Below are 19,976 nucleotides of genomic sequence, written 5' to 3' on the forward strand. Positions count from 1 at the left end.
TGGGGAACCATGAACACTTCTATCAGTACCGCCTACAACTACAAGGTGGTCCGCCAATTCGCCATTATGACGGTGGTGTGGGGCATCGTCGGCATGGGACTCGGGGTTTTTCTCGCGGCCCAGTTGGTCTGGCCGCAGCTCAACTTCGATTTGCCTTGGACCAGCTTCGGCCGCCTGCGCCCGTTGCACACCAATGCGGTGATCTTTGCCTTCGGCGGTTGCGCGTTGTTTGCGAGTTCGTTTTATTCAGTGCAGCGCACCTGCCAGACAACGTTGTTCGCGCCGAAAATCGCCGCATTCTGCTTTTGGGGCTGGCAGCTTGTGATCCTGCTGGCGGCCATCAGCCTGCCGCTGGGCTACACCAGTTCCAAGGAATACGCCGAATTGGAATGGCCGATCGACATTCTGATCACCATCGTCTGGGTCGCCTACGCCATCGTGTTCTTCGGCACCGTGGCCAAGCGTAGGACCAAGCACATCTACGTCGGTAACTGGTTCTTCGGCGGGTTCATCCTGACCGTGGCGATCCTGCACATCGTCAACAACCTGGAATTGCCGGTGAGCCTGACCAAATCCTACTCGGTGTATGCCGGGGCCACCGATGCGATGGTGCAATGGTGGTACGGCCACAACGCCGTAGGCTTTTTCCTCACCGCAGGCTTCCTGGGGATGATGTATTACTTCGTGCCGAAACAGGCCGAGCGCCCGGTGTATTCGTATCGTCTGTCCATTGTCCACTTCTGGGCGCTGATTACGCTGTATATCTGGGCCGGCCCGCACCACCTGCACTACACCGCGCTGCCGGATTGGGCGCAATCGCTGGGGATGGTGATGTCGCTGATCCTGCTGGCGCCAAGCTGGGGCGGCATGATCAACGGCATGATGACCCTCTCGGGCGCCTGGCATAAATTGCGCAGCGACCCGATCCTGCGCTTTCTGGTGGTGTCCCTGGCGTTCTACGGTATGTCGACCTTCGAAGGGCCGATGATGGCGATCAAGACCGTCAACGCCCTCTCCCACTACACCGACTGGACCATCGGCCACGTACACGCCGGCGCACTGGGCTGGGTGGCGATGATTTCCATCGGCGCGCTGTACCACATGATCCCCAAAGTCTTCGGCCGCACGCAGATGCACAGTATCGGCCTGATCAACGCGCACTTCTGGCTCGCAACCATCGGCACCGTTTTGTACATCGCCTCGATGTGGGTCAACGGCATTGCCCAGGGCCTGATGTGGCGTGCGGTGAACGAAGACGGCACGCTCACCTACTCCTTCGTCGAAACCCTGGTGGCCAGCCACCCAGGCTTCATCGTGCGGCTGGTAGGCGGGGCGATCTTCCTCAGCGGCATGTTGCTGATGGCCTACAACACCTGGCGCACCGTGCGGGCCTCTCAGCCTGCCGAAGCCACCGTTGCCGCGCAGATGGCTTGAGGAGTCCGCGATGAAACACGAAACAATCGAAAAAAACGTCGGCCTGCTGATGCTGCTGATGGTCCTGGCCGTGAGTATCGGGGGCTTGACCCAGATCGTGCCGCTGTTCTTCCAGGACGTGACCAATAAACCGGTGGACGGCATGAAACCCTACACCGCCCTGCAGTTGGAAGGCCGCGACATTTACATCCGCGAAGGCTGCGTCGGCTGCCACTCGCAGATGATTCGTCCGTTTCGCGCCGAGACCGAGCGCTACGGCCACTACTCGGTGGCCGGCGAAAGCGTCTGGGATCACCCGTTCCTTTGGGGCTCCAAGCGCACTGGCCCGGACCTGGCCCGGGTCGGCGCGCGTTACTCCGATGATTGGCATCGCGCGCACTTGTACAACCCGCGCAACGTCGTGCCCGAATCGAAAATGCCGGCCTACCCGTGGCTCGTCACCCAAGCCGTCGACAGCAGCCACACCGAAGGCAAGCTGCGCGCCATGCGCACCCTCGGCGTGCCGTACACCGACGATGACATCGCAGGCGCGACGGCCACGCTCAAGGGCAAGACCGAAATGGATGCGCTGGTGGCCTACCTGCAAGTGCTTGGCACTGCCATCAAGAGCAAGAGGTGAGCCATGGTGCTTGAAATGAGTACCGGAATGATCCGCGGTCTGGGCACCGTCGTGGTGTTCATCGCTTTCATCGGCCTGGTCCTGTGGGTGTTCAGCAGCAAGCGCGGCCCGGAATTCGCCCAGGCACGCCTGCTGCCGTTTGCCGATGAGCCGCCCGCCGACCTCATCCCCCAAGACCCTGAACCAAGGAGTACCCGGTCATGACCACTTTCTGGAGTACGTGGATCTGCGTACTGACCCTCGGCAGCCTCATCGGCCTGACCTGGCTGCTGATCGGCACCCGCAAGGGCGAGACCAAGGGCAGCGTCGACCAGACCATGGGCCACAGCTTCGACGGTATCGAGGAATACGACAACCCGCTGCCGCAATGGTGGTTCCTGTTGTTCGCCGGCACCTTGGTGTTTTCCGTTGGCTACCTGATTCTCTATCCGGGCCTGGGCAACTGGAAAGGCATCCTGCCCGGCTACGACAACGGCTGGACCGGCGCCCATGAATGGGAAAAGGAAATGGCCAAGGCTGACGCCAGGTCCGGGCCAATCTTCGCCAGGTTCTCCGCGATGCCGGTGGAAGAAGTCGCCAAGGATCCGCAAGCCTTGAAAATGGGCAGCCGCTTGTTCGCTTCCAACTGCTCGGTCTGCCATGGCTCGGACGCCAAGGGCGCCTTCGGCTTCCCGAACCTTGCCGACAGTAACTGGCGCTGGGGCGGCAATGCCGAAACCATCAAGGCGACCATCATGGGCGGCCGCATGGCAGCGATGCCCGCCTGGGGCGACGTGTTGGGAGATGCCGGGGTCAGGAACGTCGCCGCGTATGTGCGACACGATCTGGCAGGCCTGCCGCTACCGGCGGACAGCGGTGCCGACCTGCAAGCCGGCCAGCAAGCGTTCAGCACCACCTGCGTCGCCTGCCACGGCGCCAACGGCCAGGGCACCGAAGCCATGGGCGCGCCGAACCTGACGCAACCGGCCGGCTTCATCTACGGCACCAGCCTGGCCCAATTGCAGCAGACCATTCGCCATGGTCGCCAAGGCCATATGCCTGCGCAGAATGAACTGCTTGGCAATGATAAGGTGCAACTGCTCGCGGCTTACGTCTACAGCCTGTCCCAGGGTGCCGGCACCGAGCGCCTGCAAGCGGAACACAAAAGCGAATAAATCCTGACCACACGAACAGCCGCGTTCATCTGGATGCGGCCGTTCCGTGCCCCTGCGCGACTCATTGTCGCACCCTGCCTTAGTCTTTCTTTCGGTTCCATGGAATCAGGTCTAAGCTTGCCTTTGCGTGTGCTGGCGACTGCCGGTTTCAGGTCGATCCGACCCGATGCGTTCGACAATCGTTCGACAAAAAGGCCGCAAAGGCAGGTGAATACCGGCTGTTGCGACAGTTGCCTGTCACCCCCCGAACGCCGTGTTTGAACACACCCCGTTACAACCGACCTGACCCCCTCGCCTCCTTCCTTTGTCGCGACATTTTGCCGAGGGCCAATTTTGTCCCTACACCGAACATGGAAAGGCCGCAGAATCAGCTTTGGAAAGCATTGACCCCGGTCATGGCGCGTTGCAATGACCCCCCGCTTTCTCCATACTTGCGACCGATTTTTATCCTAATAAAACACCCAAACCGTGGAACCTTAGAATGAGCACAGCAATCAGTCCGACTGCTTATAACTATAAGGTAGTCCGCCAGTTCGCCATCATGACGGTGGTCTGGGGGATCCTTGGCATGGGGCTCGGTGTCTTCATCGCCTCGCAACTGGTCTGGCCGGAGTTGAACTTCGATCTGCCATGGACGACATTTGGACGCCTGCGCCCGCTGCACACCAACCTGGTGATCTTCGCCTTCGGTGGTTGTGCGTTGTTTGCCACTTCTTATTACGTCGTGCAGCGAACCTGCCAAACGCGACTGATTTCCGACAGCCTCGCCGCCTTCACCTTCTGGGGTTGGCAAGCGGTGATCGTTGGCGCGATCGTGACCTTGCCAATGGGTTTCACCACCACCAAGGAATACGCGGAACTGGAATGGCCCCTGGCTATCCTGCTGGCCATCGTCTGGGTGACCTACGGTTTGGTGTTCTTCGGCACCATCGTCAAGCGCAAGACCAAGCACATCTATGTCGGCAACTGGTTCTACGGCGCGTTCATCGTCGTGACCGCCATGTTGCACATCGTCAACCACGCGTCCCTGCCGGTCAGCTTCTTCAAGTCTTACTCGGCCTATTCGGGCGCCACCGACGCGATGATCCAATGGTGGTACGGCCACAACGCCGTGGGCTTCTTCCTGACCACCGGCTTTCTGGGGATGATGTACTACTTCGTGCCGAAACAGGCCGAGCGTCCGATCTACTCCTATCGTCTGTCCATCGTGCACTTCTGGGCACTGATCACCCTGTACATCTGGGCCGGCCCTCACCACCTGCACTACACCGCGCTGCCGGACTGGGCGCAGTCCCTGGGCATGGCGATGTCGATCATCCTGCTGGCGCCAAGCTGGGGCGGCATGATCAACGGCATGATGACCCTCTCGGGCGCCTGGCATAAGCTGCGCACCGACCCGATCCTGCGGTTCCTGGTGGTGTCTTTGGCGTTCTACGGCATGTCGACCTTCGAAGGCCCGATGATGGCCATCAAGACCGTCAACTCCTTGAGCCACTACACCGACTGGACCATCGGCCACGTACACGCCGGCGCCCTCGGCTGGGTAGCGATGATTTCCATCGGCGCCATCTACCACATGATCCCGAAACTGTTCGGTCGCGCGCAGATGCACAGCACTGGCCTGATCAACGCGCACTTCTGGCTCGCGACCATCGGCACCGTGCTGTACATCGCCTCGATGTGGGTCAACGGCATTACCCAAGGCCTGATGTGGCGTGCGATCAACGATGACGGCACCCTGACCTACTCGTTCGTCGAAGCGCTGCAAGCCAGCCACCCGGGCTTTATTGTCCGTGCCCTGGGCGGCGCGTTCTTCGCCAGCGGCATGCTGCTGATGGCTTACAACGTATTGCGCACCGTTCGTGCCTCTGACCCGGCTGAAGCTGAAGCCGCTGCCAAGATCGCCGTTGTTGGAGCTCACTGATGAAGCACGAAGCAGTAGAGAAGAATATCGGCCTGCTGGCCTTCTTCATGGTTATCGCCGTCAGCATCGGCGGCCTGACCCAGATCGTTCCACTGTTCTTCCAGGACGTGACCAACAAGCCGGTCGAAGGCATGAAGCCGCGCACCGCCCTTGAACTCGAAGGCCGCGACGTCTACATCGCCAACGGTTGTGTCGGCTGCCATTCGCAGATGATCCGTCCGTTCCGCGCCGAGACCGAACGCTACGGCCACTACTCGGTCGCCGGTGAAAGCGTCTGGGACCACCCGTTCCTGTGGGGTTCCAAGCGTACCGGTCCGGACCTGGCCCGCGTGGGCGGCCGCTACTCCGACGACTGGCAGCGTGCGCACTTGTACAACCCGCGCAACGTCGTGCCTGAGTCGAAAATGCCGGCTTACCCGTTCCTCGTAGAAAACAAGCTCGACGGCAAAGACACCGCCAAGAAAATGGAAGTCCTGCGCTCCCTGGGCGTTCCCTACACCGACGAAGACATCGCCGGCGCCAGGGATGCCGTGAAGGGCAAGACTGAAATGGACGCGCTGGTGGCCTATCTGCAAGGCCTGGGCACCATCATCAAAAGCAAACGGTGATCTGGATGGATATCGGGATGATTCGTGGCCTGGGCACCGTCGTCGTGATGGTGGCCTTCATCGGCCTGGCTCTGTGGGTGTTCAGCCCCAAGCGCAAGTCGGAGTTTGACGACGCGACCTTGCTGCCGTTCGCGGACGATCCCGAAGCCATCAAGCACGTCGAGCAAGCTTCTAGGAGTAACAAAGAATGACTACGTTCTGGAGTCTGTACGTCACAGTCCTCAGCCTGGGAACGATCTTCGCCCTGACCTGGCTGCTGCTGTCGACCCGTAAGGGCCAGCGCAGCGAAGCCACCGAGGAGACGGTCGGCCACTCCTTCGACGGGATCGAGGAGTACGACAACCCGCTGCCGAAGTGGTGGTTCATGCTGTTCGTGGGCACCATCATCTTCGCCCTGGGCTACCTGGTGCTCTACCCCGGCCTGGGTAACTGGAAGGGCCTGCTGCCAGGCTATAACTACCTGGACACCGAAAAGCAGACCCCTTTTGCCAACGGCCAGACCGGCTGGACTGGCGTGCATGAATGGGAAAAGGAAATGGCCCGCTCGGATGCCAAGTTCGGTCCGATCTTCGCCAAGTTCGCTTCCATGCCGATCGAAGAAGTCGCCAAGGACCCGCAAGCCTTGAAGATGGGTGGCCGCCTGTTCGCTTCCAACTGCTCGGTCTGCCACGGCTCCGACGCCAAGGGTGCCTATGGCTTCCCCAACCTGACCGACGCCGACTGGCGCTGGGGCGGCGAGCCGGAAACCATCAAGACCACCATCATGGGCGGCCGTCACGCCGTCATGCCGGGCTGGGCTGCCGTGGTTGGCGAACAAGGCGTTGCCAACGTGGCTTCCTACGTCGTGACCGGCCTGCACGGTCGCAAACTGCCGGAAGGCGCCAAGGCGGATCCGGCCAATGGCCAGAAACTGTTCGCAGCCAACTGCGTGGCTTGCCACGGTCCGGCCGGCAAAGGCACGCCCGCCATGGGCGCACCTGACCTGACGCACCCGGCCGGCTTCATCTACGGTTCGAGCTTCGCCCAGCTGCAGCAGACCATCCGCTACGGTCGTCAAGGCCAGATGCCGGCCCAGGCCGACATGCAAGGCAATGACAAGGTCCACCTGTTGGCCGCCTACGTCTATAGCCTGTCACATGGCGAAAAGGCTCCGGCCGCTGACGCTCAGTAAAGCAACTTCCTGATACACGAAAGGCCCCGCCAATCCATTTGGCGGGGCCTTTTTTATCGGCCTTCGAAACATGTCGAGCCTGTTTCCCCTTGCCTGCACTTGGCGCCAGTAGTAACGTGCCTACATTCAGTTTCCATGGGGTACGCCACCATGTCCGTCACTACCATTTCCAGCCGCGAATTCAACCACGACACAAGTGGTGCCAAAAAAGCCGCCCGTGAAGGGCCGGTGATCATCACCGATCGTGGCAAGCCGGCCCATGTGCTGCTAAGCATTGAGGAGTACCAGAAACTGACCGGCATTGGCGCCAGTATTGTCGAGTTGCTGGTCATGCCCGACGCGTCGGATATCGACTTCGATCCCGAACGTGCCGTCATCACTCCCCGATCGGTCGACCTGTCCTGAATGTTTCTACTCGATACCAATGTCATCTCGGAGCTGCGCAAAACCCAAGCCGACAAGAACGTGCAGGCTTGGGCACGCAGCGTCCCCGCCCCCAGCCTCTACGTCTCGGCCATTACCGTGTTGGAGCTGGAAACCGGCGTCTTGCGCATCGAACGCAAGGACCCGGTGCAAGGCAGTCGCCTGCGCGCATGGCTGGACAACCACGTCATGCCCACGTTTGCCGGCAGGATTCTCGCCGTCGACCGCGCCGTTGCGCTTCGCTGCGCACGTCTTCACGCTCTCGACCGCAGCAATGAATGCGATGCTTTGATTGCCGCCACCGCGTTGGTTCACGGGCTGACCGTGGTGACCCGCAACGTGACGGATTTCCAGAGCAGCGGCGTGGCGTTGCTCAACCCTTGGTCAAGCTGATAACACAACGGACTCACCACTTAACGCCAGGGAGACAGGCGCAATGAAAGGCATCGAACCACCCAAGCATACAAGCGCCAGTTTGAGCATCGTCCATGTCTGACGCGCTCTGGGCTGCCCGCCTGGGCGACGCGCTGAACCACACTTCAATGATGGCCGACATTCTCGGCGGCGTGCTGGAGGTGGCGGCGAACATCGCGATCACTGCCGTGGCGACCGCCGCGGTGGTCGCCGCCACGGGCATTACCGTGGTCACTGGCGGCCTGGGCTGCTTCGTGCTCGGCCTGGTGGTGGGAACGGTGGTCGGCCTGGCCATGAGCAAGACCGGGGCCGATAAAGGCTTGAGCAATATATGCGAAGGCATCGGCAACGCCCTCTTTCCGCCCACGGTGCAGGCCAACATCCTCACCGGGTCCACCGACACCCTCACCAACAACATACCCGCCGCCCGCGCCGCCGGAGCGATTCAATCCCATGTCGCCCCGGCCGGCACCGAGCTCGAAGCCTCCGAGCCAGAAGAAGAACCCAGCTACCTGGACATGGCCGGGTCATTCTTCTCGCAGATGTGGCGTCCTACCGTCGCCACGCCCGCGCCGGGCGCCGTACCCAAGCCCGAAGACTTGGTCATCTGCACGAAGCACCCGCCGATGCCCCCGCAATTCATGGCCGAGGGCTCGGACAAGGTCACCATCAACGGCCAGCCCGCCGTGCGCAGCGGCGACCGCAGCACGTGCGACGCGACGGTGGTGTCGTCCGGGCTGATCTCACCGGACGTGACCATCGGCGGCGGTTCGGTGGTAGTGCGCGAGATCCGCAGCGGCAAGACCCCGGGCGTGGGGTTGGCGGTCACGGCGCTTTTGATGCTCAAGGGCGGCAAAGGCAAGTTCTTCAGCAAATTGCCCTGCATGTTGGTGGGCGGCGCGGTGTCCATGGCCGCCAGCAGTGCGGCGAACGCGGCTGCCAACGCCGCCCTGGGCTCGCCGAACCCGGTGCATGCCGCCACCGGCGCCAAGGTGCTGGGTGGTGATGAAGAGCTGGACTTCGTCTTGCCCGGCATCCTGCCGATAAACTGGCAGCGTTTCTACAACAGCCGCGACGAACGTCACGGCAGCCTGTTCGGAGCCGGGTGGAGCGTGAGCTATGAGGTAAAGGTCGAAATCCTCCCTCACCCCGACGGCGGCGAAACCCTGGTCTACACCGATGAACAGGCGCGCCCCATCGACATGGGCTCGATCCCATTGGGCGGCGCAGTGTTCAGCGCCGGCGAGGGTCTGGCCGTGCGCCGTCACGCGAACGGGCAATTGCTGATCGAAAGCGACGACGGCCTGTACCGTTTGTTCGAACCCACGCCGGTCAACCCGGCACACCTGCGCCTGAGCCAACTGGGTGACCGCAACGACAACCGTATCCACCTCGACTATGACGACGCCGGACGCCTGGTGCGGCTGCGCGACACCTTCGATCTGGTGCAGGTCGAGTTGATACGCGAAGGCGAACGCGTCAGCCGGATCGAACGTCTTTATCCTGATCAATCGCGGGAAGTGCTGGTCAGCTACGCCTACGACGCCGCATGCAACCTCGCCGAAGTACGCGACGCTGGCAACCAGATGCAACGGCGTTTCAGCTATGACGCCGGGCAGCGGATGGTCGAGCACCAATTGCCCACCGGCCTGCGCTGCTTCTATGAGTGGGCCTTGATCCAAAGCCAGGAATGGCGCGTGGTCCGGCACTGGACCGACGAGGGCGACGCCTACCAGTTCGACTATGACCTGCACGCCGGTATCACTCGCATCAGCGACAGCCTGCAACGCGTCAGCATTCGGCACTGGAACAGCCAGCACCAGATCATCCGGTTCAGCGACAACCTCGGCCAGACGTGGCTGTTCGAATGGAATGATGAACGTCAGTTGCTCAGCGCCACCGATCCACAAGGTGGCCTGTATCAGTTCAGCTATGACGATGCCGGCAATCTGATCAGCGAAACCGACCCGATGGGCCGCAGCGAATCCACCCTCTGGCTCGAACATTGGGCACTGCCGCTGGTGGACACCAACGCCGCCGGCCACAGCTGGAAATACCGCTACGATCAACGCGGCAATTGCACCGCGCAAACCGACCCGCGGGGGCACATCACCCACTATCGCTACGACGCCCACGGCCAGGTCGTGGAAATCATCGACGCCACCGGCAAAAACAAAAAGCTGCGCTGGAACCCGTTTGGGCAATTGGTTGAACACGTCGATTGCTCGGGTTATCCGACGCGTTTCAGTTATGACCAGCGAGGCTACCTGCAAACCATCACCGATGCCCTCGGCGAGCGCACCCAATTCAGCTACGACGCCCAAGGGCGCTTGCTCAGCAGCCAATTGCCGGACGGCCGCACCGAGCACTATCAGCGCGACACCGCAGGCCAACTCACCGGCTACACCGACCCGGCCGGGCACACCACGCTTTACCAGCACAACCGCCGCGGTCAGGTCCGCCAACGCACCGACGCCCAGGGCCGGCAAGTGCAGTTCGCCTACGACAGCTTCGGCCGGCTGCAAGCGCTGACCAATGAGAATGGCGAGAGCTACCGGTTTGCCTGGGATATCGCCAATCGGTTGAGCGAACAACAAGACCTGGATGGCAGCGCCAAGCGCTACGACTATGACCGCCTCGACAACGTCGCGGCAGTGACGGCGATGCCTGCACCGTACGGCACGGGCCTGGCGCTCATTCCCGAAATACCGCCGGCGCCCATCGTCCATCGCCTGGAACGCGATGCCGTGGGTCGGCTGATCGCCAAAGTCACCGACGATGGCCGCACTGAATACAGCTACGATCCGCTGGACCAACTCACCGCCGTCACCTTCACCGACCTGCAAGGCAACGCGCAAACCCTGAGCTTCGCCTACGACGCCCTCGGCCAGTTGCTCGCCGAAAACAGCGCCGCCGGCAGCCTGCAACACCACTACGACGAACTCGGCAACCTGATCCAGACCCAACTGCCCGATGGCCGCTGGGTCAACCGCCTGTACTACGGCAGTGGTCATCTGCACCAGATCAACCTCGACGGCCAGGTCATCAGCGACTTCGAACGCGACCGCCTGCACCGCGAAGTGCTGCGTACCCAAGGGCAGATCAGCACCCGCAGCGAATACGACCGCAGCGGTCGCCTGCGCACGCGACAACGCCGCCACAGCGGCCAACCCTCGCTGTTGCCGGCGGCGGTGCAAAAACACTTCGAGTACGACCCCGCCGACAACCTCATCGGCAAACTCGACCAGCAACCCGCCGCGCAACAGCGCCAGCTCCTGCACTACGACGCCACCGGTCGCATCATCGCCAGCCAGGACAGCCTGCACGGCCAGCGCGAAACCTTCACCTACGACGCCGCCGCCAACCTGCTGGACGGCCCGGCCCCCGGCGCCGGATTGGTGGTGCACAACAAACTGCTGACCTACCAGGACAAGCGCTACCGCTACGACGCCTTCGGCCGGATGATCGAAAAACGCAGCGCCAAACGTGGCGTGCAGCACTTTGCCTACGACGCCGAAAGCCGCTTGATCGAGGTGCGCAATGACAACGGCAGCGTGGTCAAAATGGCCTACGACCCGCTGGGCCGGCGCATCGAAAAAACCGAACACGACAGCCACGGCTACCCGCTGGGGGAAACCCGCTTCACCTGGGATGGCATGCGCTTATTGCAGGAAAGTCGATACAACCAGACTAGCCTTTATCTTTATACGGATAACACCTACGAACCCCTTGCGCGGATAGATGGATACGGTGCGCATCAGAAAGTCCGTTATTACCACAACGACCTGAACGGCCTGCCCGAACAACTCACAGAAGTCGACGGACGAAGCGTCTGGCAAGCTCGCTTTGAGGTGTGGGGTAACCCTCTTCAGGAAATTCGTGAACCCTACTTCATTGAAGAGCAAAACCTGAGGTACCAAGGACAGTATCTCGATCGAGAAATTGGGCTGCACTACAACGTTCTCAGGTTTTACGATCCTGACGTGGGTCGCTTCACTACGCCCGATCCAATAGGCTTGGCTGGAGGCCTAAATTTCTATGCCTATGCGCCCAACCCTATCGGCTATGCAGACCCTCTAGGCCTTGCAGTCGACCCGCTGATAAAACTGAAAGACCGTGGGTACACCGGCGTCACGAAGACACCTGGTGGAGGTCTCGACTATTCTGAAAGTAACGCGCTTTACAACAAAAAATCCGGCGTGAACCCAATCGTTAGAATTGAATACACTGGCGACTACGGGAAGGACTTCGAGGCCGCAAACAAGGCGGCCAAGTTGAGTCAAAAAACTACGCCATCCGGCCACGTATGGCACCACTTGGATGATTACGACCCGAAGACCAACACAGGCACGATGCAGCTCATCAAGCAAAACGCCCACAGCGGCATAAGCCATAACGGCGGTGTAGCTCAATACAAAGCAGCTACGGGCAAGGCCTACACCCACCCAGCTCGTTTCAAGAGCAGAACAAAAGGAGCATCCAAATGCGGCTGACCCTCGAAGAATCCGAACACGCCCTCTCTGTGCAAGAGTTGAATGAGTTCCAAGAAAAATTCAATGTGGAATTACCGACAGCCTTTAGGCAATTTTATCTAAAGCACAACGGCGGCGATTTGGCTGAGAGCAATAGCGAGAATGATTTTTTGCTGGGTGGATTCACTCCGATCAAATACGGACAAGCCCCTATCGAAACGGTCTATCGAGACTTGACGGACGACGTTCCGTCGTTAAAGCAAATGATCCCCTTTGCGTACGATCACGGTGGCAATTCCTTCCTCTTATCCGTTAAGGAGGCTGACTTCGGAAATATTTACCTGTACTTGATGGATGAAGAAGATCTGGCGTTCGTATGCGAATCATTTGAAGAATTCCTCGCTGAACTCACGGGTCAATAGAGCCATGCGTCATCGCTGGACAGGCTTAGTCTACACACGAGCCCGTGAAGCGATAGCCTCACGAGGCTCGCTCAGGTCTGCGCCATGAGTATGGAAATTCGCAAGCATCTGGAAGTGAAACTACTGGCGGCGCTGCAGCAAACAACGTCAGCCCAATTGGACCTGAAGGCCAGCAAAAACAAACTTGGCCTGCTCGCTGCCAAGGAAAAATTTGGGGAAATCTACGTTCAACACCTAACCAAGGCCGACGGCTATTACGCGGGGTTGGAGCTCTATACCTGCGAGGCCTTCAGCTTCTGCAAAGAGCAATCCCCGCCCTACGAGAGCCGCCTGCTGAATGCATCGTTTTTATCGAAGAGCTCCTTGTCGGAGCAAGCAAAACAATTCGGTGACGAGCCGGGGGGCATCATCAGGACCCCGTCCCCTCAAGCCATCAGCGCAACCGTCAAGAAAATAAGCGAACGGCTCGAGAAATTTTACCTGCCCAAGGCAGAGCACAGCGTTCTTGGCTCCCCCACATTAATCGATGACGTGTTGGCCGAGCCGGATAACTATGCGTTCCCATTCCTGACGATTGTCTTTGCAGCGCACAAAAATAATCTGAGCCTGGATTCGGATTTGCTCAAGAACGCTCTGGCCACTAAATCAATATTCGGAAACAAGTAGTTCGACTTGCCGCTTGCGAAAAACTACTAGGCGCAGGTTAAGCGCAAATTCCCGTGGCGAGGGAGCTTGCTCTTGCTGGGCTGCAGAGCAGCCCCAAAAAGGCAGGCGCATTCCTACAGAAAAAACGCTGCGCCACCGAGCGAAAGCAAGCTCCCTCGCACCGAATCCAGGGCATTACGAAGGCTTGTTTATTCTCCCTGCGCAATGCTTCCGACAAGCCACGAATCCTTGCGCCATTGCCTACAACTACGCCAGAATCCGCCCGCTTGTGCGCCTTGCCCATGGGTTCTATCGTTTCCCTGCCACTGCCCATCAGTGGTCGGGCTTGGCGGCCCGGTACACGAAAGGCGCAACAGCCCCCAATATGATTGCAATGTCTCTGGCATTTGGCACTCCTATGTTATGGCGGGTTGCGCAAGGATCCCTTCGGGGATGCCGGGTTCCTTTCGTGCCGGTCCGCCAACCTTGCGTAACCCGTCACCCCACCTGCTTGGCGGCAGACGGTGATGGTTCCTCTTACGAAAGGAGCTGCACCATGTTCAAAATTACACCGAATCCCCCCGAAACAGAGCGCATCTCTGCGTCCACTCAATCCAAAACGAAGAAACAAGACGAAGCAGAAAAGCGCGCCTTGGATTACTACCTGCTACCGAAACCGGAAAAGTCCGAAGATGCATCCAAACCGGACCTGCTCTTCATCGTGGCAAAAAACGCCGACAACGAATGCCTGCTCGCTAACCTCAGCGAAAACCTGGCATCCGCTGACGCGATGATCAGCAACCTAGCCTTCGACCTCGAAGGCCCCCGCCGCCACATCGCCCTCGGCATCCAGCAATTGATCGAACTGAGTTCAATGCTGGCCAGCCGTGTACTGGATAACGTCGACCCACGCTAGCTGCTACACCACCTCCGTGGCGAGGGAGCTTGCTCCCGCTGGGTGGCGAAGCCGCCCCAAAACAGACCGGCGCATCCCTACAGACACACCGCATCAGCCGGTTTACGACGGCTGCGCCGCCGAGCGGGAGCAAGCTCCCTCGCCACGGATCGCCTACACCTCAAAAGCAAGCGTGTAACCCGCCCTCACCAACCTGCAAGGCGACGTGCAAACCCTGAGCTTCGCCTACGACGCCCTCGGCCAGATGCGATTCAGCACGTCCAGTATGTGCGCAGTACAAAATCCGGAGCCACCTACAAGCTTGACTACCATCCAGGCGGCAGCCCTACCCAGCCCAACGTCCATGGAAATGATTATTGGAAGGTCTATAAAGTCAATAAAGCCGGTGAAGATGTTGTATTCGGCAGGATTGGACATAGTGACTTTAAAAATTATGACCCTCATAAAAGACTGACCCGTATACGTAAACGGCACGCTAATGAACGGTGGAACTTAAATGATTGATTTTGCAGCCGACATAAAATCCAAGCATTCAATTGCGAACATTTTATTGCAAGACAATATCTCGACCTACATGAATGAGCTCTATGAGCATCATAAAGTCGAGATAAAGAGCTACACGCTACCTGACGGTGAAACTAGAACAGCGTACGTAATCGATAGTACGCTCACCCTCTCGACCCTTCCTGACGGAACAATTTTTTCAATCGGCTGCAACGCGCGATACAAAGGGCTTTACCAAAATACGCTTTCCACAGGAATGCCTTTTGACCAGATAAAGAAGCTGACCGAACGCCAGCGCATATTTAATGGCATCATAATCCTCAACGAGGATTTTGGCTTCTGCTACGTCTTGCCAACACCTTATGACGAGATAGCTGACAGCATCGAAAACATACCGCCTACGCTAACGCTGGATGAAATTTACATATCCGACTTTTCTTCCTGGCTTCATAAACCGCAATAACATAAACCATCAAATTATCCGTCTGAATGCCAGCTAGAAAGAGGCAGCGCGGAACGCTGGCTGAGCACAAGATTTGAGGCGAAACGCAGATCCCCTGACGAGGGAGCTTGTTCACGCTGGGCGGCGAAGCCGCCCCCATCCAATCTCCGCCAATGCCATGCTCTGTCTATAGTCAATTGATCCAGGTCATGACTTGTTACATCCGCTACACCATTCGGCCCAGACACCCAACGCGACCAAAGGTCGCACCCTTGAGCCAGAGGGACAGGCGTATCATTGCGCCACTGCAACACCCTTTCTGACCGTGGTCGGCACGTACTGGCCTCGGCATTTTTCCACTGCCGTGGGATGCAATTGATGAGCAACCAGATTCCGGTACATGACGTTACCCCGCCTGCCAAAGACGCCAACAAAAGCGTCGACCTGTACGCCTCTCGGGAGAAAATCTACACCCGCGCCTTCACGGGCCTGTTCCGCAACCTGCGAATGGTTGGCGGGGGGTTTCTGTTCCTGCTGTATTTCGGCACGGTCTGGCTGAATTGGGGCGGTCACCAAGCCGTCTGGTGGAACCTGCCTGAACGCAAATTCTTTATTTTTGGTGCAACCTTCTGGCCCCAGGACTTCATCCTCCTCTCCGGCATGCTGATCATCGCCGCCTTCGGCCTGTTTTTCATCACGGTATATGCCGGGCGCGTCTGGTGCGGCTACACCTGCCCGCAAAGCGTCTGGACCTGGATCTTCATGTGGTGCGAAAAGGTCACCGAAGGCGACCGCAACCAGCGCATCAAGCTCGACAAGACGTCCATGAGCACCAATAAATTCCTGCGCAAATTCGCCAAGCACAGCCTGTGGCTACTGATCGGTTTCGTCACCGGCATGACCTTCGTCGGTTACTTCACCCCGATCCGCGAACTGGTGTTCGAGTTCTTCACCGGCCAGGCCGATGGCTGGTCGTATTTCTGGGTCGGATTCTTCACCTTGGCCACTTACGGCAATGCCGGCTGGCTGCGTGAACAAGTGTGCATCTACATGTGCCCTTACGCCCGCTTCCAGAGTGTGATGTTCGACAAAGACACCTTGATCGTTTCCTATGACCCGCGTCGCGGTGAAAGCCGTGGCCCGCGCAAGAAAGGCATCGATTACAAGGCCCTGGGCCTCGGCGATTGCATCGACTGCACCATGTGCGTCCAGGTCTGCCCCACCGGCATCGACATCCGCGACGGCTTGCAGATCGAGTGTATCGGCTGCGCAGCCTGCATAGATGCCTGCGACAACATCATGGACAAGATGGATTATCCGCGCGGGCTGATCAGCTACACCACCGAACACAACCTCTCGGGGCAAAAAACCCATAAACTGCGCCCGCGCCTGATCGGCTACGCCTTGGTGCTGCTGGCCATGATCAGCTTGCTGGTAACGGCGTTTTTCATGCGTTCGCTGGTGGGTTTCGACGTCAGCAAGGACCGCGTGCTGTACCGCGAGAACGCCGAAGGTCGGATCGAGAACGTCTACAGCCTGAAGATCATGAACAAGGACCAACGCGACCATACGTACGTCCTGGAAGCCGCCGGCCTGCCTGATCTCAAGCTCGAAGGCCGACGGGAAATCAAGGTCGCCGCCGGCGAGATCTACAGCCAGCCGGTCGAGTTGTCCAGCGCACCTGAACAATTGCCATCGAGCACCAACGAGGTGACCTTCATCCTCAAGGATGCCGATGACGAAAGCGTCCATGTTGAAGCCAAGAGCCGGTTCATCGGCCCACAGACTCGTTGAGAGAAATGAACATGCCTGCAGCAACTGCCACCAGCCCTTGGTACAAGCACCTCTGGCCGTGGATCATCATCGGTATCCTTGCCTGCTCGGTAACGCTGAGCCTGACCATGGTGACCATCGCGGTGAACAACCCGGATAACCTGGTCAACGACAACTACTACGAAGCCGGTAAAGGCATCAACCGCTCCCTGGAGCGCGAACTGCTGGCCCAGACCCTGCAATTGCATGCCAATGTGCAGCTGGACGACCTCACCGGGGAAGTCAACCTGCGCCTGGACGGCAACAGCCGTCCCCAGACCCTCGAACTGAGCCTGATCTCACCCACCCAGCCGGAGAAGGACCGCAAGATCGTCCTGACCCGCAACGACAGCGAACCTGGGCGCTACGTTGGCCAATTGGCAGACAAGGTCGAAGGCCGGCGCTTTGTCGAACTGCTGGGGGCACAGAACGAGAAGACCTGGCGCTTGTTCGAAGAAGAGCAGATCAACCACGAACAGGCCATCTTGCTCGGTGATGAACCGCTGCAAGGCGCTGAAGACCTGAAGAAATAAGCCGCTTTTATGCAGCAACCATGACCACCCCACGGCCCTGCTACCACTGCGCCCTGCCCGTCCCGCCCGGCAGTCGCTTCACCGCCGTTGTCCTCGGTGAAACCCGCGAGCTGTGCTGCCCGGGTTGCCAGGCGGTGGCCGAAGCGATTGTGGCCGGCGGTTTGGAAAGCTATTACCAGCATCGCAGTGAAGCATCGGCCAACCCCCAGTCCCTGCCGGTGCAACTGACCGAAGAACTGGCGCTGTACGATCGCCCTGACGTGCAGCAATCGTTCGTTCGCCATGAAGGCGAGCTTTGCGAAACCACCCTGCTGATGGAAGGCATCAGTTGCGCCGCCTGTGGCTGGCTGATCGAAAAGCACCTGCGCGCTTTGCCGGCGGTGGCCGAGGCGCGACTGAACCTGTCCAACCATCGCCTGCACGTCCGCTGGGCCGACGCCCAATTGCCGCTGAGCACCCTGCTCGCGCAATTGCGCCAGATCGGCTACGCCGCGCACCCGTACCAGGCCGACCAGGCTTGCGAACAGCTCGCCGCGCAAAACCGTCTGGCCCTGCGCCAGCTGGGCGTGGCTGGCTTGCTTTGGTTCCAGGCGATGATGGCGACCATGGCCACCTGGCCGGAATTCAACATCGACCTGAGCCCGGAGATGCACACCATCCTGCGCTGGGTCGCGCTATTCCTGACAACGCCCATTGTGTTCTACAGCTGCGCACCTTTTTTCAAGGGTGCCATGCGTGACCTGCGCACTCGCCACCTGACGATGGACGTTTCAGTCTCCCTGGCCATCGGTGGCGCGTACATTGCCGGCATCTGGACCTCCATTACCGGTGTCGGCGAGTTGTATTTCGATGCCGTCGGCATGTTCGCCCTGTTCCTGCTGGCCGGCCGCTACCTGGAACGCCGGGCTCGGGAACGCACCGCTGCGGCCACCGCCCAATTGGTGAACCTGTTGCCGGCCTCGTGCCTGCGCCTGGCGGATGACGGCCAGAGCGAGCGCATCCTGCTTAGCGAACTGCATACGGGCGACCGGGTGCTGGTGCAGCCCGGGGCTATCCTGCCCGCCGACGGCAGGATTCTCGAAGGGCAGTCCAGCGTCGACGAATCGCTGCTGACCGGTGAATACCTGCCGCAACCCCGCCAGGCCGGCGATGCAGTCACGGCGGGCACGCTGAACGTCGAGGGCGCGCTGACCGTTCAGGTATTGGCCTTGGGGCAGGACACTCGTTTGTCCGCCATCGTGCGCCTGCTGGAACGCGCCCAAGGCGAGAAGCCGCGCCTGGCGGAAATTGCCGACCGCGCCGCCCAATGGTTCCTGCTGTTCTCTCTGGTTGCCGCCTCCGCCATCGGCCTGTTGTGGTGGCATCTCGATGCTTCGCGCGCTTTCTGGATCGTCCTGGCGATGCTCGTCGCGACCTGCCCTTGCGCGCTGTCCCTGGCGACGCCAACCGCACTCACCGCTGCCACCGGCACCCTGCACAAACTCGGTTTGTTGCTGACCCGCGGCCATGTGTTGGAAGGCCTGAACCAGATCGACACGGTGATTTTCGACAAGACCGGCACCCTTACCGAAGGCCGCTTGGCGTTGCGCGCCATCCGCCCCCTGGCGGCGCTCGACAGCGATCAGTGCCTGGCCTTGGCCGCCGCCTTGGAGAATCGCTCCGAACACCCGATTGCCCGCGCCTTCGGCCGGGCGCCACTGGCCGCTGAGAATGTGCAGAGTTTTCCGGGACTTGGGCTTGAGGGCTTGGTGGGGGAACAGCGATTGCGCATCGGCCATCCCGGCTTTGTCTGCGACCCGAGTGGCGCCACCGTACCGGTGATGCCGGACGAACCTGGGCAATGGCTGTTGCTGGGGGATGATGCCGGGCCGCTGGCCTGGATTGTCCTCGACGACCGTCTGCGTACGGATGCCCCGGTCCTTGTCGCGGCCTGCAAGGCGCGGGGCTGGCGCACGCTCTTGCTGTCGGGCGACAGCTCGCCGATGGTCGCCAGCGTTGCCGCCGGACTGGGCATCGATGAGGCTCGCGGCGGTCTGCGCCCGGATGACAAGCTGGCCGTGCTGCAGCAGTTGCGTCAACAGGGCCGCAAGGTGCTGGTGCTCGGCGACGGCGTGAACGATGTGCCGGTACTGGCAGCGGCGGATATCAGCGTCGCCATGGGCTCGGCCACCGACCTGGCCAAGACCAGCGCCGACGCGGTACTGCTGTCCAACCGCCTCGAGGCCCTGGTTCACGCCTTCAGCCTCGCCCGGCGCACCCGTCGGGTCATCATCGAGAACCTGGTCTGGGCGGGGCTGTACAATGGCCTCATGTTGCCGTTCGCCGCCCTTGGCTGGATCACTCCCGTGTGGGCTGCGGCCGGCATGTCCATCAGTTCGCTGACAGTGGTCTTGAACGCGCTGAGGCTGACCCGCCAACCCAAGGTGCAGGTTCTTGATGCCACGCCCGATACCCGTCCGCAGCCGGCCTGAGCCGCGCGGGCA

General features: G+C 60.1%; 18 protein-coding genes. All 18 read left to right on the forward strand.

Annotated elements, in window-relative coordinates; all coding sequences use genetic code 11:
* The first annotated feature begins 9 nt into the window (after nucleotides 1-9).
* The 18 genes from ccoN (J3Q04_RS16405) to J3Q04_RS16490 all read left to right on the forward strand — a co-directional run bounded on the left by ccoN (J3Q04_RS16405) (nucleotide 10) and on the right by J3Q04_RS16490 (nucleotide 19,964).
* Nucleotides 10-1,434 carry a cytochrome-c oxidase, cbb3-type subunit I gene (gene ccoN / locus J3Q04_RS16405; protein ID WP_434563260.1) on the forward strand — a complete coding sequence of 475 codons (1,425 nt, stop codon included), beginning with the start codon at nucleotides 10-12 and terminating at the stop codon, nucleotides 1,432-1,434.
* A 10-nt stretch (nucleotides 1,435-1,444) separates the two neighbouring features.
* Nucleotides 1,445-2,053 carry a cytochrome-c oxidase, cbb3-type subunit II gene (gene ccoO, locus J3Q04_RS16410; RefSeq protein ID WP_181286923.1) on the forward strand — a complete coding sequence of 203 codons (609 nt, stop codon included), beginning with the start codon at nucleotides 1,445-1,447 and terminating at the stop codon, nucleotides 2,051-2,053.
* 3 nt (nucleotides 2,054-2,056) lie between these two features.
* Nucleotides 2,057-2,257, forward strand: coding sequence for a cbb3-type cytochrome oxidase subunit 3 (locus J3Q04_RS16415; RefSeq protein ID WP_420764702.1), 201 nt, complete (start codon nucleotides 2,057-2,059; stop codon nucleotides 2,255-2,257).
* Nucleotides 2,254-3,207: a cytochrome-c oxidase, cbb3-type subunit III gene (ccoP, locus tag J3Q04_RS16420; RefSeq protein ID WP_434610546.1), complete on the forward strand. Its 954-nt coding sequence runs from the start codon at nucleotides 2,254-2,256 to the stop codon at nucleotides 3,205-3,207. The genes J3Q04_RS16415 and ccoP (J3Q04_RS16420) overlap by 4 nt, the downstream gene beginning before the upstream one ends.
* A 481-nt stretch (nucleotides 3,208-3,688) precedes the next feature.
* Nucleotides 3,689-5,131: a cytochrome-c oxidase, cbb3-type subunit I gene (gene ccoN, locus J3Q04_RS16425; RefSeq protein ID WP_420764704.1), complete on the forward strand. Its 1,443-nt coding sequence runs from the start codon at nucleotides 3,689-3,691 to the stop codon at nucleotides 5,129-5,131.
* Entirely contained in the window at nucleotides 5,131-5,739 is a 609-nt protein-coding gene (gene ccoO / locus J3Q04_RS16430; protein WP_039589059.1) for a cytochrome-c oxidase, cbb3-type subunit II, read from the forward strand. The genes ccoN (J3Q04_RS16425) and ccoO (J3Q04_RS16430) overlap by 1 nt, the downstream gene beginning before the upstream one ends.
* Before the next feature lie 5 nt (nucleotides 5,740-5,744).
* Nucleotides 5,745-5,930: a CcoQ/FixQ family Cbb3-type cytochrome c oxidase assembly chaperone gene (locus J3Q04_RS16435; protein WP_003183474.1), complete on the forward strand. Its 186-nt coding sequence runs from the start codon at nucleotides 5,745-5,747 to the stop codon at nucleotides 5,928-5,930.
* On the forward strand, nucleotides 5,927-6,910 hold the full coding sequence (ccoP, locus tag J3Q04_RS16440; RefSeq protein ID WP_434610543.1) for a cytochrome-c oxidase, cbb3-type subunit III: 984 nt from the start codon (nucleotides 5,927-5,929) through the stop codon (nucleotides 6,908-6,910). Before J3Q04_RS16435 ends, ccoP (J3Q04_RS16440) begins: the two co-directional genes overlap by 4 nt.
* Before the next feature lie 150 nt (nucleotides 6,911-7,060).
* Complete coding sequence (locus J3Q04_RS16445; protein ID WP_420764706.1) at nucleotides 7,061-7,315, forward strand: type II toxin-antitoxin system Phd/YefM family antitoxin; 255 nt, start codon at nucleotides 7,061-7,063, stop codon at nucleotides 7,313-7,315.
* Nucleotides 7,316-7,726 carry a type II toxin-antitoxin system VapC family toxin gene (locus J3Q04_RS16450; RefSeq protein ID WP_434610540.1) on the forward strand — a complete coding sequence of 137 codons (411 nt, stop codon included), beginning with the start codon at nucleotides 7,316-7,318 and terminating at the stop codon, nucleotides 7,724-7,726.
* A gap of 95 nt (nucleotides 7,727-7,821) precedes the next feature.
* Complete coding sequence (locus J3Q04_RS16455; RefSeq protein ID WP_434610537.1) at nucleotides 7,822-12,240, forward strand: RHS repeat-associated core domain-containing protein; 4,419 nt, start codon at nucleotides 7,822-7,824, stop codon at nucleotides 12,238-12,240.
* Nucleotides 12,231-12,641 carry an SMI1/KNR4 family protein gene (locus J3Q04_RS16460; protein WP_434563250.1) on the forward strand — a complete coding sequence of 137 codons (411 nt, stop codon included), beginning with the start codon at nucleotides 12,231-12,233 and terminating at the stop codon, nucleotides 12,639-12,641. The genes J3Q04_RS16455 and J3Q04_RS16460 overlap by 10 nt, the downstream gene beginning before the upstream one ends.
* 84 nt (nucleotides 12,642-12,725) lie before the next feature.
* Nucleotides 12,726-13,307, forward strand: coding sequence for a hypothetical protein (locus tag J3Q04_RS16465; protein ID WP_434610534.1), 582 nt, complete (start codon nucleotides 12,726-12,728; stop codon nucleotides 13,305-13,307).
* Between the two features lie 535 nt (nucleotides 13,308-13,842).
* Nucleotides 13,843-14,202 (forward strand): DUF6124 family protein, encoded by a 360-nt coding sequence (locus tag J3Q04_RS16470; RefSeq protein WP_434563246.1) that lies wholly within the window; start codon nucleotides 13,843-13,845, stop codon nucleotides 14,200-14,202.
* Between the two features lie 496 nt (nucleotides 14,203-14,698).
* Complete coding sequence (locus J3Q04_RS16475; protein WP_434610532.1) at nucleotides 14,699-15,169, forward strand: hypothetical protein; 471 nt, start codon at nucleotides 14,699-14,701, stop codon at nucleotides 15,167-15,169.
* A gap of 357 nt (nucleotides 15,170-15,526) precedes the next feature.
* Nucleotides 15,527-16,942 (forward strand): cytochrome c oxidase accessory protein CcoG, encoded by a 1,416-nt coding sequence (ccoG, locus tag J3Q04_RS16480; RefSeq protein ID WP_434610530.1) that lies wholly within the window; start codon nucleotides 15,527-15,529, stop codon nucleotides 16,940-16,942.
* 11 nt (nucleotides 16,943-16,953) lie between these two features.
* A complete protein-coding gene (locus J3Q04_RS16485) occupies nucleotides 16,954-17,493 on the forward strand; it encodes a FixH family protein (RefSeq protein ID WP_420764714.1) in 540 nt (179 codons plus the stop codon).
* Between the two features lie 20 nt (nucleotides 17,494-17,513).
* Nucleotides 17,514-19,964, forward strand: coding sequence for a heavy metal translocating P-type ATPase (locus tag J3Q04_RS16490; RefSeq protein WP_434610528.1), 2,451 nt, complete (start codon nucleotides 17,514-17,516; stop codon nucleotides 19,962-19,964).
* Nucleotides 19,965-19,976 lie beyond the last annotated feature (12 nt).

This window comes from Pseudomonas sp. D4-21 (assembly GCF_051132125.1).
Taxonomy (GTDB): domain Bacteria; phylum Pseudomonadota; class Gammaproteobacteria; order Pseudomonadales; family Pseudomonadaceae; genus Aquipseudomonas.

What these genes read in the sequence shown, in the direction of transcription:
- J3Q04_RS16470 (WP_434563246.1), top strand. Translation starts at nt 13,843, where the DNA reads ATGTTCAAAATTACACCGAATCCCCCCGAAACAGAGCGCATCTCTGCG.
- J3Q04_RS16415 (WP_420764702.1), top strand. Translation starts at nt 2,057, where the DNA reads ATGGTGCTTGAAATGAGTACCGGAATGATCCGCGGTCTGGGCACCGTC.
- J3Q04_RS16485 (WP_420764714.1), top strand. Translation starts at nt 16,954, where the DNA reads ATGCCTGCAGCAACTGCCACCAGCCCTTGGTACAAGCACCTCTGGCCG.
- J3Q04_RS16465 (WP_434610534.1), top strand. Translation starts at nt 12,726, where the DNA reads ATGAGTATGGAAATTCGCAAGCATCTGGAAGTGAAACTACTGGCGGCG.
- ccoO (WP_039589059.1), top strand. Translation starts at nt 5,131, where the DNA reads ATGAAGCACGAAGCAGTAGAGAAGAATATCGGCCTGCTGGCCTTCTTC.
- J3Q04_RS16450 (WP_434610540.1), top strand. Translation starts at nt 7,316, where the DNA reads ATGTTTCTACTCGATACCAATGTCATCTCGGAGCTGCGCAAAACCCAA.
- ccoP (WP_434610543.1), top strand. Translation starts at nt 5,927, where the DNA reads ATGACTACGTTCTGGAGTCTGTACGTCACAGTCCTCAGCCTGGGAACG.
- J3Q04_RS16455 (WP_434610537.1), top strand. Translation starts at nt 7,822, where the DNA reads ATGTCTGACGCGCTCTGGGCTGCCCGCCTGGGCGACGCGCTGAACCAC.
- J3Q04_RS16445 (WP_420764706.1), top strand. Translation starts at nt 7,061, where the DNA reads ATGTCCGTCACTACCATTTCCAGCCGCGAATTCAACCACGACACAAGT.
- ccoO (WP_181286923.1), top strand. Translation starts at nt 1,445, where the DNA reads ATGAAACACGAAACAATCGAAAAAAACGTCGGCCTGCTGATGCTGCTG.
- ccoG (WP_434610530.1), top strand. Translation starts at nt 15,527, where the DNA reads ATGAGCAACCAGATTCCGGTACATGACGTTACCCCGCCTGCCAAAGAC.
- J3Q04_RS16435 (WP_003183474.1), top strand. Translation starts at nt 5,745, where the DNA reads ATGGATATCGGGATGATTCGTGGCCTGGGCACCGTCGTCGTGATGGTG.
- J3Q04_RS16460 (WP_434563250.1), top strand. Translation starts at nt 12,231, where the DNA reads ATGCGGCTGACCCTCGAAGAATCCGAACACGCCCTCTCTGTGCAAGAG.
- ccoP (WP_434610546.1), top strand. Translation starts at nt 2,254, where the DNA reads ATGACCACTTTCTGGAGTACGTGGATCTGCGTACTGACCCTCGGCAGC.
- ccoN (WP_434563260.1), top strand. Translation starts at nt 10, where the DNA reads ATGAACACTTCTATCAGTACCGCCTACAACTACAAGGTGGTCCGCCAA.
- ccoN (WP_420764704.1), top strand. Translation starts at nt 3,689, where the DNA reads ATGAGCACAGCAATCAGTCCGACTGCTTATAACTATAAGGTAGTCCGC.
- J3Q04_RS16475 (WP_434610532.1), top strand. Translation starts at nt 14,699, where the DNA reads ATGATTGATTTTGCAGCCGACATAAAATCCAAGCATTCAATTGCGAAC.
- J3Q04_RS16490 (WP_434610528.1), top strand. Translation starts at nt 17,514, where the DNA reads ATGACCACCCCACGGCCCTGCTACCACTGCGCCCTGCCCGTCCCGCCC.